Annotated in this window: 16 protein-coding genes, 1 other RNA gene and 2 pseudogenes; 11 read left to right on the top strand and 8 right to left on the bottom strand. The window is 41.0% G+C overall.

Annotation, left to right across the window (positions count from 1 at the left end; genetic code table 11):
• The first annotated feature begins 599 nt into the window (after nt 1-599).
• Nucleotides 600-1,064: a MarR family winged helix-turn-helix transcriptional regulator gene (locus tag F988_RS04260; protein ID WP_004681284.1), complete on the top strand. Its 465-nt coding sequence runs from the start codon at nt 600-602 to the stop codon at nt 1,062-1,064.
• Between the two features lie 83 nt (nt 1,065-1,147).
• On the opposite strand, the pseudogene F988_RS04255 reads toward F988_RS04260, so the two are convergent.
• From F988_RS04255 to F988_RS04245, 4 genes and pseudogenes are all read right to left on the bottom strand, one after another.
• Nucleotides 1,148-1,559: pseudogene (locus F988_RS04255) on the bottom strand (IS30 family transposase); the annotation flags it as partial.
• A gap of 73 nt (nt 1,560-1,632) precedes the next feature.
• Nucleotides 1,633-1,814: non-coding RNA, 6S RNA (gene ssrS, locus F988_RS14380), on the bottom strand.
• Between the two features lie 102 nt (nt 1,815-1,916).
• A complete protein-coding gene (locus F988_RS04250; protein WP_004678103.1) occupies nt 1,917-2,201 on the bottom strand; it encodes a cell division protein ZapA in 285 nt (94 codons plus the stop codon).
• Nucleotides 2,202-2,203: 2 nt separating this feature from the next.
• Nucleotides 2,204-2,758, bottom strand: coding sequence for a hypothetical protein (locus F988_RS04245; RefSeq protein WP_004678101.1), 555 nt, complete (start codon nt 2,756-2,758; stop codon nt 2,204-2,206).
• Between the two features lie 65 nt (nt 2,759-2,823).
• Here F988_RS04245 and F988_RS04240 point away from each other — a divergent pair, with 65 nt between their 5' ends.
• The 6 genes and pseudogenes from F988_RS04240 to F988_RS15015 all read left to right on the top strand — a co-directional run.
• On the top strand, nt 2,824-3,456 hold the full coding sequence (locus tag F988_RS04240) for a UPF0149 family protein (RefSeq protein WP_004681281.1): 633 nt from the start codon (nt 2,824-2,826) through the stop codon (nt 3,454-3,456).
• Nucleotides 3,457-3,525: 69 nt separating this feature from the next.
• Nucleotides 3,526-4,842 (top strand): Xaa-Pro aminopeptidase, encoded by a 1,317-nt coding sequence (gene pepP, locus F988_RS04235; protein ID WP_004681279.1) that lies wholly within the window; start codon nt 3,526-3,528, stop codon nt 4,840-4,842.
• A gap of 427 nt (nt 4,843-5,269) precedes the next feature.
• Nucleotides 5,270-6,481, top strand: a complete 1,212-nt coding sequence (gene ubiH / locus F988_RS04230) for a 2-octaprenyl-6-methoxyphenyl hydroxylase (RefSeq protein ID WP_004681277.1) — start codon at nt 5,270-5,272, stop codon at nt 6,479-6,481.
• Entirely contained in the window at nt 6,478-7,710 is a 1,233-nt protein-coding gene (locus F988_RS04225; RefSeq protein WP_004681275.1) for an FAD-dependent monooxygenase, read from the top strand. Before ubiH ends, F988_RS04225 begins: the two co-directional genes overlap by 4 nt.
• 173 nt (nt 7,711-7,883) lie before the next feature.
• On the top strand, nt 7,884-8,132 hold the full coding sequence (locus F988_RS04220) for a hypothetical protein (protein WP_004678094.1): 249 nt from the start codon (nt 7,884-7,886) through the stop codon (nt 8,130-8,132).
• Between the two features lie 33 nt (nt 8,133-8,165).
• Nucleotides 8,166-8,252 (top strand): annotated as a pseudogene (locus F988_RS15015) (cation transporter); the annotation flags it as partial.
• 42 nt (nt 8,253-8,294) lie between these two features.
• Here F988_RS15015 and rsmI read toward each other — a convergent pair.
• A complete protein-coding gene (gene rsmI / locus F988_RS04215; RefSeq protein WP_004681274.1) occupies nt 8,295-9,137 on the bottom strand; it encodes a 16S rRNA (cytidine(1402)-2'-O)-methyltransferase in 843 nt (280 codons plus the stop codon).
• A 16-nt stretch (nt 9,138-9,153) separates the two neighbouring features.
• On the opposite strand from rsmI, the gene F988_RS04210 reads away from it, so the two are divergent.
• From F988_RS04210 to F988_RS04195, 4 genes are all read left to right on the top strand, one after another.
• Nucleotides 9,154-10,089: a penicillin-binding protein activator gene (locus F988_RS04210; protein ID WP_004681273.1), complete on the top strand. Its 936-nt coding sequence runs from the start codon at nt 9,154-9,156 to the stop codon at nt 10,087-10,089.
• A gap of 3 nt (nt 10,090-10,092) precedes the next feature.
• A complete protein-coding gene (locus F988_RS04205) occupies nt 10,093-10,506 on the top strand; it encodes a YraN family protein (RefSeq protein WP_004681272.1) in 414 nt (137 codons plus the stop codon).
• An 87-nt stretch (nt 10,507-10,593) separates the two neighbouring features.
• A complete protein-coding gene (locus F988_RS04200) occupies nt 10,594-11,283 on the top strand; it encodes a BON domain-containing protein (protein ID WP_378251357.1) in 690 nt (229 codons plus the stop codon).
• Nucleotides 11,284-11,286: 3 nt separating this feature from the next.
• The gene (locus F988_RS04195) at nt 11,287-12,159 is read left to right on the top strand and encodes an alpha/beta hydrolase (RefSeq protein ID WP_004681268.1); all 873 of its coding nucleotides are present in this window, start codon (nt 11,287-11,289) and stop codon (nt 12,157-12,159) included.
• A 15-nt stretch (nt 12,160-12,174) separates the two neighbouring features.
• On the opposite strand, the gene nudC is transcribed toward F988_RS04195, so the two are convergent.
• The 3 genes from nudC to dnaQ all read right to left on the bottom strand — a co-directional run bounded on the left by nudC (nt 12,175) and on the right by dnaQ (nt 16,060).
• Nucleotides 12,175-12,927 carry an NAD(+) diphosphatase gene (gene nudC, locus F988_RS04190; protein WP_004681267.1) on the bottom strand — a complete coding sequence of 251 codons (753 nt, stop codon included), beginning with the start codon at nt 12,925-12,927 and terminating at the stop codon, nt 12,175-12,177.
• Nucleotides 12,927-14,573: a hypothetical protein gene (locus tag F988_RS04185; protein WP_004681266.1), complete on the bottom strand. Its 1,647-nt coding sequence runs from the start codon at nt 14,571-14,573 to the stop codon at nt 12,927-12,929. Before F988_RS04185 ends, nudC begins: the two co-directional genes overlap by 1 nt.
• 128 nt (nt 14,574-14,701) lie before the next feature.
• Nucleotides 14,702-16,060 (bottom strand): DNA polymerase III subunit epsilon, encoded by a 1,359-nt coding sequence (dnaQ, locus tag F988_RS04180; protein WP_010589246.1) that lies wholly within the window; start codon nt 16,058-16,060, stop codon nt 14,702-14,704.
• Between the last annotated feature and the right edge of the window lie 38 nt (nt 16,061-16,098).

The raw sequence follows: 16,098 nt of genomic DNA, 5'->3' as shown, positions 1-16,098 counted from the left end.
AGCTCAAAAATTACCCGAAGAATGTGATAAAGAATGTATTTATTCAACTTTTATAGAGTTTTTTTAAATGCCATATTTTAACCAAATGTTCAATTCAAATGATTGAATAAAGAAAATTTTCAAGTGTTATTTATTTATAAGTATATTGATTTCGTATATTTATGACATTTTAGACAGAATTTTTTGCAAAAACGTCACGTTATAATTTGTATTTATTTTCTACAATATAACAGTTCTACAAATCAGCTAAATAGCGAAGTTGTAAAACACAAGTGGAGAAAATGAGTAACTATAGCTGAATACGTAATTTATCATTACATCTAAAACCATAGGAAATCAGGTTTTACAGATGTTTCCATGTACTAATATTTTTAGAATTTAGCTATAAGGTCATCATTCATAACAGTTTAATACGATTTATATGATGTTTACTTATTCATAATAAAGAGAGTATAAAGCTTTCTTTAAGAAGATTTGTTATAAATGGAATGATAGAAAAATCAGATTTCATGGTTTTTCTAACAGGTAAATTATAGACATTTCATGGAATCTTAGAGTTATTCGATATAACTCAATGTAGAAAGCATAGGAAATAAGTAATGCCTAAAAAATATGCGCGTTTTTTACCTACAGCCGATTCATTTAACTTGGAAGACTCCCCTTTTTACTGGATTTCTCAAGTAAATGCCCAGTATGTTCAAAACATTGACAACGTACTTAAAAAGTATGGTTTAGATAACTCTCGCCGCCGCATTCTCATTGCATTACATGTAAAACCTCATGCCAGTGTGTCTGAGCTTTCAGATATGGTCATTTCTAAAATGTCGACGACAACAAAAATTGTTTACCGCTTAAAGGATGAGGGATTTATTGAGACTTATTCCTGTAAAGAAGATGGTCGAATTACCCGCGTTTATTTAACCGAAAAAGGTCAGGAAATGATCACCAAGGTCAATGACCTCACTTCCGTTATTCTAGAGCAATCCTTTGATGGTCTGACACCATTACAGATTGAGAAAACCATGGAAATTCTCAAACATATGTTTAAGAACTTGGCGCGCTAATTTCCTATAAAAAGAGCTTCAATAATGAAGCCTTTTTTATTTTAGGTATAGAGAACTTATATCAATCAAATATACTGAATTCTGGAGTAATGTTTTCTATGGTCATAGGTCAACGTTTTACGCAGTTCTGCAGGTGAATATTTCAGAGCTTCAGTTAAAGCCTTGCGCACTGATTCTGCCTTTGCATCAGGTAATGTTGCCAAGATACAGAGCCGTGTATTTCGTTTAATAAGTGTTGCTATCGAAATTTTATTGTCTTTAACTTTAATTAAATTAGCTTCCCAATGACCTGGTATTTTTCTTTCTTGAACTTCAGTTGGGCGCTCATGAATAGTTTTAATATCCTGTAATATAGAATCTTTAGATCGTACCAGGATGTCTTTTAATGAGTTCAGCAAATTTTCTGGCTGAAAAGCTTTCTTTTCTTGACTCAAGCATTAATGCAGTACGATCTTCAAAGCTAAGATGATAGTATGACAATTTTATATACTCTATAAACCCTTTAAATTAATTAGGTGGTTTATGTCGCACTTCAAGTTTTACTCTGCCTATATTGATTTTAAAAATAAAATGCTCCAGAGGTGCCGCTGCATGGTCGTTACCCTGAACCCGATGAGTTCAAGGTGGAGGTGACGTATACTTAATGGGTTTCCTACTCGAGGCAGGCATACACTCAAAATACACAGAACACATCCATAAATTTAAGTATCGGCAGGGGACTGGACGTACTGGCGAACACCCTAGAGACAGTTTTAGTATAACCGATCTTTACACGATGACAATCGCTACTTGTAAAGATAATTATTAATTGATGGGGCTTTGTGCAAATAATCTTAACATTTAGGTATTTTTCTACACAGTCTGTTCCACATCTTCCAAAATGGTCTGGAGCAGGTGTTCACAATGGGCATATTCCTGTAAAGACTTATTCAGGCTAAACACTTCCTGAGCCATTTGCAGTGCAACCATAATCACAAGTTTGTTATGTTCTACACGAGGAGCATTACGGCGCATGTCATGAAACTTTTGGTTCAGTAGTTCAGCTGCACGCTCTAATTCTTCACGTTTATCTTCAGTCGTGTTTAAACGGAAAGTCTGTTCAATTAAACGAAGTTCTACTGTCACTTGTTCACTCATGATCAGTTTTCCTCTTGTAGTTCAGCATTTGGATGGGCGAGTTGCTGAATCTCTTGTGCATGTTGATCCTCGGCTGTACCAAGAACGGCTAGGCGCTGGATAATCGCCTCAACTTTAGACTTTGCTAACTCATTTTTCTGCAACAAACGATCACGGTCCTGTTGCAAGTCCTGAATTTCCTGTTGGCTATGACGTTGCTGTGCCTGTAGTTTTTCCTTGATGACACGTAGATCATTACGTTCCGCCAGAATTTCCTGAAAGCGATTTTTAAGATCAGTGGTACTTTTCTCTAAACGTCCATAACGTTCAGCCAAAGTTGTTGCATCAGTATTCAGTTGTTTAAATTGATCTTGTAACTGAGTCAGTTGTTCAGTTAAGTTATCAACTTCTTCCTGCTTTTGCGTGATGATGCTATTTTTCTGCACAACTTGTGCATGATGATCAGTTTCAGCTAAAGCTTTAGCCTCAGTGAGCGAAGTGTTTTCTCGCTCTAAATGATGTAAACGTGTTTTTAAAACACCAATATGCGCTTGTAGACGCTGTAATTGTTCTAACATAACGAGGTCGCACAGAGTTGCAATCAAAGGTAATATATACAGCAGTATAGAGATTGGATAAACGAATGCAAGACGATATTTCAGGTTGGACGGAATGGAATGCTCATTTTGATGGGATTGAAGAAATTTCAAGTCCAAGTGAGTTACATGGATTACTCACAGGTATAGTTTGTGTCACACAAGCACCAACCAAAGACGAATGGTCACAAATTTTAAATACTTTAAATGTTCCTGCATTATCGGAAGAGGCGTTAGAAAGCTTAACTGACGAAAGCGAAGATGTTTCTCATGCCTTGTCTGACGATGAGTTAGATTATTTGCCGATGTTGCCAGACGACACTCATTTGCTTGTAGACCGTGTTCAGGCATTGGCGGATTGGTGTGCAGGTGTGGTCCTTGGTTTTGGTTTGGCTTCTGGTCATATTCGTGCAGAAGAACAAGAGCTGATTGAACATTTACAAGATGTTGCAGCTGTTGAGTTTGAGGATTCGGACAATGATGAAGAGGGTGAGGAAAGCTATCAGGAACTGTATGAATTTGTACGCCTGATTCCTGTGAGTCTGTCGATTGGCCGTAAAAAGATTGCTGTAGCCGAAAGCTCATTATTACAAAACTTTCATGCAAAAAGTAAGAATCAGGGGGATATTGGCGATGCACAAAATGTCGTTGAAATGTTTACCCCACATCGTCCGAGTTAACTCGGGCGGTGCCTTAAGCTCTTATAAATAAAGATACTTACAATCATTCATCTTCATCAGAAGGACAATATGAAATTAAGTCAAGCCGATTTTAAACAACGCCGTAATCTTCTTGCTCAACACATAGGCAGCAACAGCATTGCCATTATTGCGACGCGAGCAGAAATGTATCGTAATCGCGATGCGGATTATAAATATCGTGCAGACAGTAGTTTTTATTATCTGACTGGGTTTGCAGAACCCGAAGCCGTTGCGGTAATCGAAACCTTTGCAGAGGGCGAGGAATATAGCTATAGCTTGTTCTGCCGTGAACGTAATCGCGAGATGGAAATCTGGAATGGTTATCGTGCTGGGATTGATGGTGCGATTGAAATCTATGATGCAGATGAAGCGTATGCAATTGATCTGCTTGATGAAGAAATTATCGACAAATTATTAAATAAACAGCGTCTTTACTATCGTATTGGCCAAAATGCGGAATTTGATGCACGTGTCAGCCAATGGATTCAAAAAGCAGATGCACAGCAGCGTCGTGGTGGTGCTGCACCCGCTGAAATGATTCAGTTAGACCGAATTATTGATGAAATGCGCTTGAAAAAATCAGCAAAAGAAATTGAATTGATGCAGATCGCATCTAATATCAGTGCAGAGGCGCATACCCGTGCCATGCAAAGCGTAAAACCAGAAATGATGGAGTATGCACTTGAAGCAGAACTCAATTATATTTTTGGTAAAAATGGTTGTGTGCCAGCCTACAATAGTATTGTCGGTGGTGGAGAGAATGCGTGCATTTTGCATTACGTGGAAAACAATAAACCATTAAAAGACGGTGATTTGGTTTTAATAGATGCTGCTTGTGAATATGAATTCTACGCATCTGATATCACTCGTACTTTCCCAGTCAATGGTAAGTTCAGTCCTGAGCAAAAAGCACTTTACAATATTGTATTAGATGCACAACTAGCTGCGATTGATGCAACCCGTATTGGCAATCACTACAAATATCCACATGAAGTCGCTGTAAAAATTTTAACTCAAGGTTTGGTTGATCTTGGCTTACTGAGCGGTAATGTAGATGAGTTGGTTGAGAGCGAAGCATTCCGTCAATTCTTTATGCATGGAACTGGGCATTGGCTTGGTATGGATGTGCATGATGTCGGTGCATATAAGCATGGCGAAGACTGGCGTGCTTATGAAGCAGGTATGGTAGTCACCGTTGAGCCTGGTTTATACGTCGCACCCGATGATGAAACGGTTGATGCGAAATGGCGTGGTATTGGGATTCGTATCGAAGATGATGTTTTAGTCACTGAAAATGGGCCGTTGGTTTTGACTAAGAATGTAGTGAAAACTGTTGAAGAAATTGAGCAATTAATGGCTGGTTAAGTCAGAAATATTGATCTAAAGGCTTATTCTGGGATAAGCCTTTTTTATTTGTCGAATTAAAATAAAACACAGACCAAACAAAGTACAAATTCCATTGTCGATTTAAGTTAGAGTAAGATAGGCTAGGGTCTGTAGATAATTCATAAATGCTTGCGATAGTGGATGTTTTTAGGTGATACAAGGCATGGCTTATGAAATTTAGTCATTCTAAATAAATAAGCCATAACGCAGTAGCGACAAAAAATATCCCTGTCCCACAGGGTTATGGCTAAAACTTCCTTAAACTTTGTTATGAAACTTGACAAGGAGTTGCCATTGCCTACGTTTCATGCCTCGTTTAAGTTGTTTTAGCCTATAACGCAACCATAGATGAAATATCAACAGACCCTTAACATCAAGTCATGAAAAACTGATAAGGAATAATATTATGCAGCAACAAGTCATCATTGTCGGTGGAGGTATGGTTGGACTCAGCCTTGCTTTAATGTTGGCAAAATCTAATATTGCCGTAAAGCTATTAGAAGCTGTGAAATATCCAAATTATGATGATGAAAATGTTGCTCCTTATCACTCAAGTTTTGATGCGCGTAACACCGCTTTGTCACGCCGTAGCGTGCAGATTTACCAAAAATTAGGTTTGTGGGAAGCCTTACAGCAACATGCCACCCCAATTCTGCAAGTACATATCACTGAGCAGGGTAGCTTTGGTAAAGCACGATTAGTCGCAGAACAAGAAAAAGTAGAAAGCTTTGGGCAAGTCATTGAAAATGCGTGGTTAGGTCGAGTATTACTCACCCAGGTTCGTCAGCAGCCTCTGATTGAATTAATTGATGGGGTACAAGTGACATCACTGACACAAGATGCAGATGAGGTTCACATTGAAGCCATGCGTAATGGTGAATATATCCATTCCTTGAAATCGAAGTTGGTGATCGCAGCAGATGGTCGTGATTCTTTCTGCCGTCAAGCAATTGGTGTGGGCGTGGATGAACATGATTATGACCAAGTTGCGATTGTTACAACGGTTCAAACCTCTAAACCTCATCAACAGGTTGGTTTTGAGCGGTTTAGCGCATTAGGACCATTGGCATTATTGCCTTTACCTGGTGAATATCGTCGTTCTGTCGTTTGGCCAGTTAAAAAAGGTACTGAAGCTGAATGGTTGGGTGAAGAAAATGATCAACACTTCTTGGATGCCCTACAAGAAACTTATGGCGATCGTGCGGGTAAATTTGAAAAAACGGGTAAACGTTTTAGTTATCCATTGTCACAAGTTCTGGCTCACAAGCAGGCAGTTGGTCGTGTAGTTCTGATGGGTAATGCAGCACACACAATTCATCCTGTTGCAGGGCAAGGCTTTAACTTGTGTTTGCGAGATGCCGATGTATTGGTTCGTTATTTACTAGAGCAGTTAGCGAAGTCTGATGATATTGGTCATCCTGATAATTTATTGGCTTATGAGCAAGCACGCTTAACAGATCAGCAGCGTGTGATTAAGTTCTGTGATTCAGTGGTGCGTGGTTTCAGTAATCAAAATCCAATCCTCAAATTATTACGCAATACAGGTCTGATTGCATTTGATGTGATTCCAGGCGTTAAGCCTTTGGTTGCCAATTATGCGATGGGACTAAAAGCATGAGTGAAATCTTAGATGTTGTGATTGTTGGCGGTGGTTTAGTCGGTGGATTAACCGCTTTATTGTTGGCTCAAGGTGGGGTGCAAGCAACAGTATTGGATGCTGCACCAGTGCTTGATCAAGACAAAACTTTAGCCGTGATGAATCCACGGGTGTTGGCTTTAAGTCAAGCAACGATTCATCTACTAAAGACAGTTGACGTTTGGAATGATTTAGCACGCCAAATGCCTTATTCAGGTATGCAGGTCCGGAATAAAAATGGTTATGGTGAAATAAATTTTGGACATGCTTCCGAACAGCAACCTCGTGCAGATCAAGCTTTAGGTTCAATGGTTGAACCAAGTGTCTTGAATGTTGCGATTCAACAAAAAATGTTGCAGCAGCTCAATGATTATCGTACTCAAGTCAAAGTGATTCGGATTGAGCAGATTCCACAAGGTTGGTCAATTCAATTGGCGGATGGCACAACACTAAAAACCAAGTTACTTATTGGTGCAGATGGTGCAAATTCTTTTGTCCGCGAACAAGCTTATATAGATTTAGATGTTTTGGATTACAAACAGGCTGCCATCAGTTGCGCGATTAAAACCACCCAGCCGAATCATTATGTGGCACGACAAATTTTCCTACCGACAGGCCCATTGGCTTATTTGCCGATGGCGAGTCTTGATCCACAAGAGAACGGCTATTGGCAGTCGATTGTCTGGACTTTACCAGATGATTACGCCGATGAATATTCAGCACTCAGCGATCAGGACTTTATGCAACTATTGACGCAAGAAAGCCTACATATGTTGGGTGAAGTGGTTGAGGTCCGTTCCAGAGCACAATTCCCACTTAAAGCAAGAGCAGCTCAGCGTTATATCAAATCTGGTTTAGCCTTGATTGGCGATGCAGCACATGTCATCCATCCTTTGGCAGGTCAGGGCGTAAATATCGGTTGCTTGGATGCAGCAGTTTTATGTGATGTTTTATTGCATGATTTAAAACGCGGTGTGTGGGCCAATGAGCAAACTTTATTGCGCTATGAACACCAACGTAAAGGCCAGAATGATGCCATGATGCACAGTATGTCTGCGATTGGTTGGTTAGAAAGTTCAGAATTATTTCCGTTTGTTTGGGCACGTAACTTTGGTCTAAAACAAGTTGAACAATTGGATTGGTTTAAAGATCGCTTTATGAGACAAGCGAATGGCTTAGGGGCTTTACAGCACACGCGTTATGCTTGCTAAAAAATAGTAGATATTTTTTAAACAATCATTTATAAATCAGAGTGAATTTGGTTATAAAAAGCACAATTTGATGAATATTTTGCTTTGATAAATAAGAAGAGCTTGTTAAATTTCATCAAGTTCTGATGGCCAAATAGCGATGATGAGAGTTGAGTCATTGTGGGGAGAGTAATATGACGGAAATGAATGATTACGACGAAAATACTGAAGATTCTGCGGTAGACGATGAAGAAGCGAAAGCCGCAGAAAGCGGTGCAGATACCGAAGAAGCAACGATTGATGATGCTGATCTAGCTGAAGCTGAAACGCTAACTGTGACTGCGAAACAGAAGCAGCGTCAGGCTTTGGAAGACGAATTAGCTGCATTTCTTGCACGCGGTGGACGCATTACTGAGGTTCCGCCAGGTGAGCATCAAGATTAAGTCTGAATTGACATAAAAAAGCATCACGGTTTTATTGGTGGCTCACATGCCCGTTCTGTATCTTTATGGGTCGATGCGCTGGATTTTGCAGGTGATGCTGCTAACTATGCAATTTCATTGGCTGAGATGATAAGGGGAGATTTTTTAATCCCCCCTTAGGTTTTATTGATCTTGTTGGGTGAGTTCCAGAGCCCGTTGATAAGCAACTTTCTTTTTTATACCCGTTAAATCAGCGGCCAATTGTGACGCTGCTTTTACCGATAAATCCTGCAATAAGCGTTTTAACAACTCATCCAGTTTATCCTGCTCCACATCTTTTTCCGCAGATGCACCACCCACCACAACCACAATTTCACCTTTCTCTTGGTTGTGATCATTTTCAATAAAAGTAACTAAATCTTTTAAAGTCATTTTTTTAATTGTTTCAAATGTCTTGGTAATTTCACGGGCAAAACCAACAGGACGATCTTCACCAAATACCTCAGCCATATTTTTAATACTGTCTAAAATACGATGTGGCGCTTCATAGAAAATCAGGGTTTGGGTTTCATCTTTTAATTTTTCAAGCTGGCTAATGCGTTGCGATGCTTTGGATGGTAGAAAGCCTTCAAAGCTAAAGCGGTCACTCGGTAAGCCCACTGCACTTAATGCCGCAATTGCAGCACAGGCACCTGGGACGGGGATTACACGAATGCCACGTTCTTGTGCTGCGCGTACTAACTTAAATCCAGGGTCACTAATTAACGGTGTTCCCGCATCACTAATAAGCGCAATACGTTCACCATTTAACATTCTTTGAATAAGTTGATCAATTTTGTTACTTTCGTTGTGATCATGACACGCTGTTAACGGAGTTGAGATATTATAGTGCTTGAATAATTGAGCAGATTGACGAGTGTCTTCTGCTGCAACCACCGATACAGACTTTAAAATATCAATTGCACGAAAGGTCATGTCATCCAAGTGCCCAATCGGGGTTGCTACAACAAATAATTGAGCACTCATAAAAGGTAACTCCCTCATGTCTTACAAAAAATATTGGCTACTACTGTGTTTGGCAGCATGTATGAGTCCAGCCTATGCGGACGTACTGGTGATTTTACCTGAATCTGGCACGATGGCGCGAGCAGGTCAGAGCATCAAACGTGGTTTCCTGAGTGCTTATACAGCATCTGGCAGCAAAGAAAAAATTATTTTTGTAGATTCCGCAAAAAATAGCATCGACTCAATTTTCAAGAAAGAAGTCACCAATAAGACCAGACTGATTGTTGGGCCATTGGCAAGACCTGAAGTTGAAAACCTTATACAGCTTAGTCCCAAAATTCCTGTACTGGCCCTTAATGATGTCAACACACAATCAGCCAATGTCTGGCAATATAGTCTGGCCAAGCAGGATGATGCGGTTGCCCTCAACCAACTGCTGAAAAAAGATGGGGTGAAAAAACTATTTGTTTTACGCCAGACAGGAACTGAGTCAGCCACTGAACTTTTTTTAGTGGCATTGATGGCTGAGTTTGGTTCAGATATTGCAATGGTCAATCAGTTACCGAAAAAACTCTCCAGAAAAGAGGGTGTGTTGCTATTGGGTGACCATCAATGGATGGAACAACTAGGAGCATTACCTGAGAAGAATATTTATGCGACTCCCCTGAGTATTGAACAGGGGCAGTTCATACCTTTGGGATTGAGTTTCTGTGATGTACCCGCGTTATATAATGGTCAATGGGCAGACTTAATTGAAGCCTACAAGGAACAGCCTGAAAATATGGCATTTCAACGTTTGCTGGCTTTTGGGGGTGATGCATGGAGCATGGGCCAACACTTACTTGAGCAAGCTGGACAGGTGCAGTTCTCTTTTGTTGGACGCACAGGTGCAATTGAGCTAAAAGACCATAAAATCTCTAGGCAGCCTTATTGTTATAGACAGCAAAAAAATAGCATTGAAATTTTAAAATAAGATATGGGCACAATCGAACAGCAGAAACATCTCTTGGGACAGTGGGCAGAACAAACGGCATTGCTATTTTTACAGTCCCAGCAGTATCAATATGTCAATAAAAACTACCATTCACGTTTTGGGGAAATTGACCTGATTGTCAAACGTGACAATGAGCTGGTTTTTGTGGAGGTGAAAGCCCGTTCCGCAGGCAGTTATGCAGAGGCCTGTGAAGTGATTTCGTATTCACAGCAACGTAAGATTATTAAGACGGCGCAGTTCTTTTTACAAAGATACCCCAATTATTACAATTTTGACTGTCGTTTTGATGTGATCTGTTTTGATTTTCCACAGAAACTTGCAAAAACAGTACAACCAGATTTTTCAAAATTGCAGTATGATCAGCAATGGATTAAACATGCGTTTACTTTGGATTGAGATACGGTTGAGTCATTTCAAGGCAAGTGCAGTAGATTGAACAAGTTAGTGGATAGGGAGTCTTGCCAAGTGTTGAAACGTTTAACGATGACGTTGGTTTGCGTTGCAAGTTTATCGGGATGTGCGAGTTTTATTTCTGGTGGAACAGGATCGGCGCCTGTTGGTACAAACAGTGGTGAACGTAGTTTAGGGCAGGTTTTTATTGATTCTTCAATCAAGCGTACTGCAAATATCAACCTATACAAATTAGACCATCGCTTTAAGCAGTCACGTATCAATATTGAAAGTTTCCACAGTAATGTTTTGTTGACTGGCCAGGTTCCAGATCCTTACTTAAAACAGTTGGCGGAAGATAACCTGCGCGCCATGAGCGATGTTAAGGCGGTTCACAACTACATCACTGTAGGCGATAAAGTAAGCTATAGCACCATCATGCAGGATGCAACGGTAACGGCGAACACCCGTGGTCTACTGATGAAAGCTCCTGTGGTTTCTGACAGCAAAGTACTGGTACATACTGAAAACGGTGTGCTGTATGTGATGGGGCGCCTTAATACCGCTGAAGTGAAAGATTTGGATGATGTCTTACAAAAAGTGGGCAATGTGAGTAAAATTGTCACGCTGATTGACAACATTGATCAATCTTCAGGGACGATGAACTCATCTGCTGCCACGCCGATGGTCGGTGCAGCGACAACACAGCCTTTAGTTGAAACACCAGTTGCAATTGATCCTGATCAAGATGAACCCGTGACGACGACACCAACCGCACCTTAATTTATGAAGCAACTTATTCAGCAAGTACAAGAAAACGTGATACGGGCGAAAAACTTATATCAGGAATTTCGCCTGTATGATTTTGCCAGCTATTCAATCAATTATTTGACGCCAAAGGATACTTTTGAAAAAGAAGAACATCTTGCTTATGGGTTAAAAGCCAGAAATCGACTGGATCTTTATCGAACCAAGAATCCAAAGAAACAAAAACCTTTGATTGTTTTTGTACATGGTGGATCATGGCAGCATGGCAATAAACGTGATTATTTGTTTATTGGTGAGACATTCGCACGTGAGGGCTATGATGTTGCAGTGATCAACTATCATCTTGCGCCTGAACATATCTTTCCAGCCTTTATTGATGACCTTGCTCAGGCCATTCATTATTTGGTCCAAAATCAAGACAAGCTGAATATCTCAACTAAAAACATCATTCTGATGGGACATTCTGCGGGTGCCTTTAATGTGATGTCTATGGTGTATTCTGCTCAGCCTCAGCAATTTAAATATACAGATAATATTAAGGCAATTGTGGGTTTGGCTGGCCCGTATCATTTTGACTATAAAGATGATCCTTTATCTGAACATGCATTTGATCCAAAAACATCGTACCAACAAGTGATGCCGTATTATTTTATTAATCCGAATAAGATTAAACATTATCTATTGATGGCTGAGAATGATCAGTTGGTTGGTAATCATAATAGTTTCGATCTTGATAAGGCATTAAGAGAAAAGGGTAATCATAGCCATGTGATGATTATTCCTAAGACTGGACACATTACCATTGTGGCGACTTTGGCCAGTTTTGTAAGTCATTACTTCAAAACCAAGCGAACGATTTTGCATTTCTTAGATGAAGCTTTAGAAGATTAAATAAAAAAGCATCGTTTAAGATGCTTTTTTACTTTCTATGACCTGCATGATCATACTGTGGGCAATACTGCCCTTAAACGGAATTTCAGGCAGTTGGTCAAACTTAAAAAATCTGGCATCAGCAATTTCTTCAAGCTGGAGCTGAATGTCACCTGAATCATATTCAGCATGAAAGGCAATCATCAGGTTGCTTGGAAATGGCCACGGCTGACTTGACATATAGCGGATATTTTTAAGCTTGACACCGACTTCCTCAAAGGCTTCCCGTTGTACTGCCTCTTCCAGTGTTTCACCAACCTCAACAAATCCAGCGATTAGACCGTACATATTACTTTTATTATGCGCTGATTTCGCAAGTAAGAGTTCATCATCACCTTTGGTAATGATTGTAATGACACAAGGCTGTACACGTGGGTATTGATGATAGCCACAGGCAGGGCAAACCATAGCATATTCTTTGGAATGGATTTCCGTGGCATGTCCACAGTGGCTACAGAATTTATGGTTACGCCGCCACTCAAGCAGTTGCACCGCACGGCTAGCCTGTAGAAATTCTGTTGTGGACCATAACTGGATTAGTTCCCGAATGGGAATCAGTTGATAGCCATCGGGAACAGATTCATGTTCAAGCAGATCACGTGCAATGACATGATCATTGTGATGGATGGGGAGGTCACTTGCTAACTTTTCAACCTTTGGCAGTTGCAGGTTTTCATCAACTAACAGTTTCTGGTGTTGAAAAATATAAGCAAGTGAGAGCTGAGTCATTATGCGGCGATGTTTTGTAATTGCTGACTGCTTGATAATGCCACATCAAACATAGATTGCAATACAGGTTGTTTATTCTTAAGGTTATCCACCAGTAAATCCAGACCTGCAACCACATTTAAAATGCAGTTCACCTGCTCTGCATCTAAAGCCAGATTCTGGTTTAAGCGATTCTGGGCAAAGTTCGCCGCAGTCAACAATGCTGTCTGTTGAGCAGAACTGCCAAGGAACAGGGCAGCACCAGATAGCTCCTTAAGATACTCTGGCAATGCCTGCAGACTATGTGAGGCTGGATCCTGAACATATAGGCTTAGGGTTTGGGTCAGTGTCTCAATCAGTGTTTTTGTCTCAGTCAACAACGCCTTATGTGCTTCATCTAAACGGTCTAGTGAGATATGCATGTTATTGACACGCAGCTGCAAACGGCTAGAGGTGTAGTTACGCTCCAGAATGCCGATTGAGTTCATCGATGCTAGAATACTGTTCATCAACTGCTGTACTGAAGCTACATCCGTTAGTGTATTGGATTGACTGAGTTTTTCAGCCTGCTGGATCAGCTCTTTTGCCGCCTCATTCAGGTTAAGCACCTTGAACACATTTGCAAGCTGGTTCAGCTTTAGTTGTAGCTCCTGAGTTTTCTCAGTTGACATATTCTGATGATTATATTCAATTTCATTACGAATCTGCGCCATTTCATTGGTCATCAACTGGCTGATGGTATGAATGGTTTCATAGTCAGGGCCATATAAATGACGGCTGAGCACCTGCAACTGGGTATCGCTTAACAGTTCATCGCCAATGTTGAGCTGTTCACGGATATGCTGGGAAACATCATCTTCCTGACTAATGCAGATGCTGAGAATATCTGCAAGATCGCTCAGGTTGCTTTGGTAGGCAGACGGCTGTGCCAGGAATTTGCCAATATTGGTTTCAACCTGAATCAGGGTGCGTAAACGTGCTTCGGTAATCAGTAGTTCATCAATATGGCTTAAACCCACATTAACCAGTTGCCAGTATTGCTGACTGGGAAGATTTGAAGCCATGCCCGCAAGGTAGACACCAACAAGTTTGATGCCCTGCAAGTCCAGAGGTGTTTCTGCCTGCTTGATCAGCTTGTTCAGGCATAGCTTGTAAAGCTGGTGAATATATTGGGATTTTTCCAGACTTGGCGCCTGTGGCAGATTAAAGTTTGGTGTGATGCAGTCCAGCAAAGGCTGAATGGTCTGGCCTTCTTTGGTGATTGGTTTGCCCAGCGCTTTTTCCAAACGGTTCAGGGTATCCAGCAGGAACTGGGGAACCTTGACTTCACGCAGGCTGATAAACTCGATATAGCGCTTCAGCATGGTGGTGCCTTCACTGAGGGTAACCACATCACTGGTCTTGATTTGCTGCGGTTGAGCCATGATTTTACGCATCAACTCAGCCGAATACTCGGTGATCTGTGACAAATGCGGCATATCAATCAGGGCAAGCACCTGTGTGCATTGCTCAAACTGATTGAGTGCGTCATCAATACCAAAAGGTAAGGCTTGTTCTTCAGCAAGCGTATTAACTGCTGTCTCCACCAATTTAATCGAATTGTCGATTTCATTTTTTATTATTAGTAATGCCGTTGGGTCGAAATGAATCGAGGTTTGGTAAGACATATGACCTACACCTTTCCTGAGTTGTTATATCCATGAACCTCCCGCAACAGGAGGTTTAAATGTTCTATAGGCTAATATAGCGTAACTTTCAAAGCTTGAAATACAAAAAATAACATTGATCAGTAAATTTATTTTGCAAAAAAGCAAGGCTTTCCATGTTTCTGTTCAAATTGTTTGACCCATGTCTCATGTTGGGCCAATTCATCACCTGATGCATAAATGACAGGAAGCTCAATCTGCACACGTTGACGGGTGTTTTTATTTTGACCTTGTTCCGTTTGTGACAGGGCATCTATATCAAAGGAAACCTGTCCACCCGTCATGGCAAGGTAGACATCTGCCAGAATCTCGGCATCCAGTAACGCACCGTGGAAAGTACGGTCCCGCGCAGGAATTTCGTAACGCCTCACCAAAGCATCCAAAGAATTCTTTTGGCCAGGATGCTTATTTTTTGCCAGTGCCAATGTGTCGGTCACTTCACACACTTCGGAAAGTAAGGGCAGGCCAGCACGCTTGAACTCCATGTCGAGGAAGTTCATATCGAAGGTTGCATTGTGTGCAATGATCTCGGCACCTTTTAAGTAGGCAAATAGCGTATCGGCAATTTCTGCATACGTGGGCTTGTCTTGTAGAAAATCGTCGGTGATGCCGTGGATGGCCTCTGAGTCACCAACAGGTTTTTCAGGATTGATATAAATATGAATCGAGCTACCCGTCAGTTTGCGGTTGATCATTTCAATCGCGCCCACCTCAATAATGCGGTCGCCATCCTGATAATAAAAACCTGTGGTTTCGGTATCCAGAATCAGCTGGCGCGGGCCCTGAAGATTTAACTTGGCTTCAGTCACAACAATTTGTGGATGTAGGCTGCTTGCTGGTGTTGCTGAGGTGTCGGGCAATATCTCTGTTTCAGCCATATTGTCCTGAACATTTATTTCTATTTCAAGCTCTTCCTCAATTTCGTCCTGATCCGCCATCATATCTAAACCAAAAGGGTCGTCCAGAAGCCAATCTGGTTCAGGCTTTTTTGTATCAGCGTTAGCCTGTGTTGTGGATTTTAGTTGTTTGGCAGTCTGTTCCGCACCCAAATTGGCCAGTTGATCTGCCATTTCATTGCCCGCATGACCTGCATGACCTTTTATCCAGTTCCACTCAATCTCACGGTTGGCACAGGTTGCATCAAGTTTTTTCCAGAGGTCTGGGTTTTTGACATCTTTCCAGTTCTTCTTTTTCCAGCCATGAATCCATTCAGTGATACCTTGCTTGACATAATTGGAGTCTGTCCAGATGATGAGGTGTGCATCAGTTGGGCAAAATGCAATTCCCTCAATTGCAGCAGTCAGTTCCATGCGGTTGTTGGTTGTTTCTGGTTCGCCACCACACAGCTTGTGTTCACCCTGTTCGGTAATGATGTATGCACCCCAACCCCCTAAACCTGGGTTGCCCTTGCATGCGCCATCAACATAGAGTGTGATTGTTTGTGACATATCTGAACCTAAATCATAAATGGAATAAAAAGTTTCCA

It is taken from the genome of Acinetobacter parvus DSM 16617 = CIP 108168 (assembly GCF_000368025.1).
In the GTDB taxonomy this organism is placed as follows: domain Bacteria; phylum Pseudomonadota; class Gammaproteobacteria; order Pseudomonadales; family Moraxellaceae; genus Acinetobacter; species Acinetobacter parvus.
This window is presented reverse-complemented; position numbering and strand designations above follow the sequence as displayed.

Bases quoted from the DNA above. Each gene is read 5' to 3' on its own strand.
- F988_RS04260 (WP_004681284.1), top strand. From the start codon at position 600: ATGCCTAAAAAATATGCGCGTTTTTTACCTACAGCCGATTCATTTAAC.
- F988_RS04250 (WP_004678103.1), bottom strand. From the start codon at position 2,201: ATGAGTGAACAAGTGACAGTAGAACTTCGTTTAATTGAACAGACTTTC.
- F988_RS04245 (WP_004678101.1), bottom strand. From the start codon at position 2,758: ATGTTAGAACAATTACAGCGTCTACAAGCGCATATTGGTGTTTTAAAA.
- F988_RS04240 (WP_004681281.1), top strand. From the start codon at position 2,824: ATGCAAGACGATATTTCAGGTTGGACGGAATGGAATGCTCATTTTGAT.
- pepP (WP_004681279.1), top strand. From the start codon at position 3,526: ATGAAATTAAGTCAAGCCGATTTTAAACAACGCCGTAATCTTCTTGCT.
- ubiH (WP_004681277.1), top strand. From the start codon at position 5,270: ATGCAGCAACAAGTCATCATTGTCGGTGGAGGTATGGTTGGACTCAGC.
- F988_RS04225 (WP_004681275.1), top strand. From the start codon at position 6,478: ATGAGTGAAATCTTAGATGTTGTGATTGTTGGCGGTGGTTTAGTCGGT.
- F988_RS04220 (WP_004678094.1), top strand. From the start codon at position 7,884: ATGACGGAAATGAATGATTACGACGAAAATACTGAAGATTCTGCGGTA.
- rsmI (WP_004681274.1), bottom strand. From the start codon at position 9,137: ATGAGTGCTCAATTATTTGTTGTAGCAACCCCGATTGGGCACTTGGAT.
- F988_RS04210 (WP_004681273.1), top strand. From the start codon at position 9,154: ATGTCTTACAAAAAATATTGGCTACTACTGTGTTTGGCAGCATGTATG.
- F988_RS04205 (WP_004681272.1), top strand. From the start codon at position 10,093: ATGGGCACAATCGAACAGCAGAAACATCTCTTGGGACAGTGGGCAGAA.
- F988_RS04200 (WP_378251357.1), top strand. From the start codon at position 10,594: ATGACGTTGGTTTGCGTTGCAAGTTTATCGGGATGTGCGAGTTTTATT.
- F988_RS04195 (WP_004681268.1), top strand. From the start codon at position 11,287: ATGAAGCAACTTATTCAGCAAGTACAAGAAAACGTGATACGGGCGAAA.
- nudC (WP_004681267.1), bottom strand. From the start codon at position 12,927: ATGACTCAGCTCTCACTTGCTTATATTTTTCAACACCAGAAACTGTTA.
- F988_RS04185 (WP_004681266.1), bottom strand. From the start codon at position 14,573: ATGTCTTACCAAACCTCGATTCATTTCGACCCAACGGCATTACTAATA.
- dnaQ (WP_010589246.1), bottom strand. From the start codon at position 16,060: ATGTCACAAACAATCACACTCTATGTTGATGGCGCATGCAAGGGCAAC.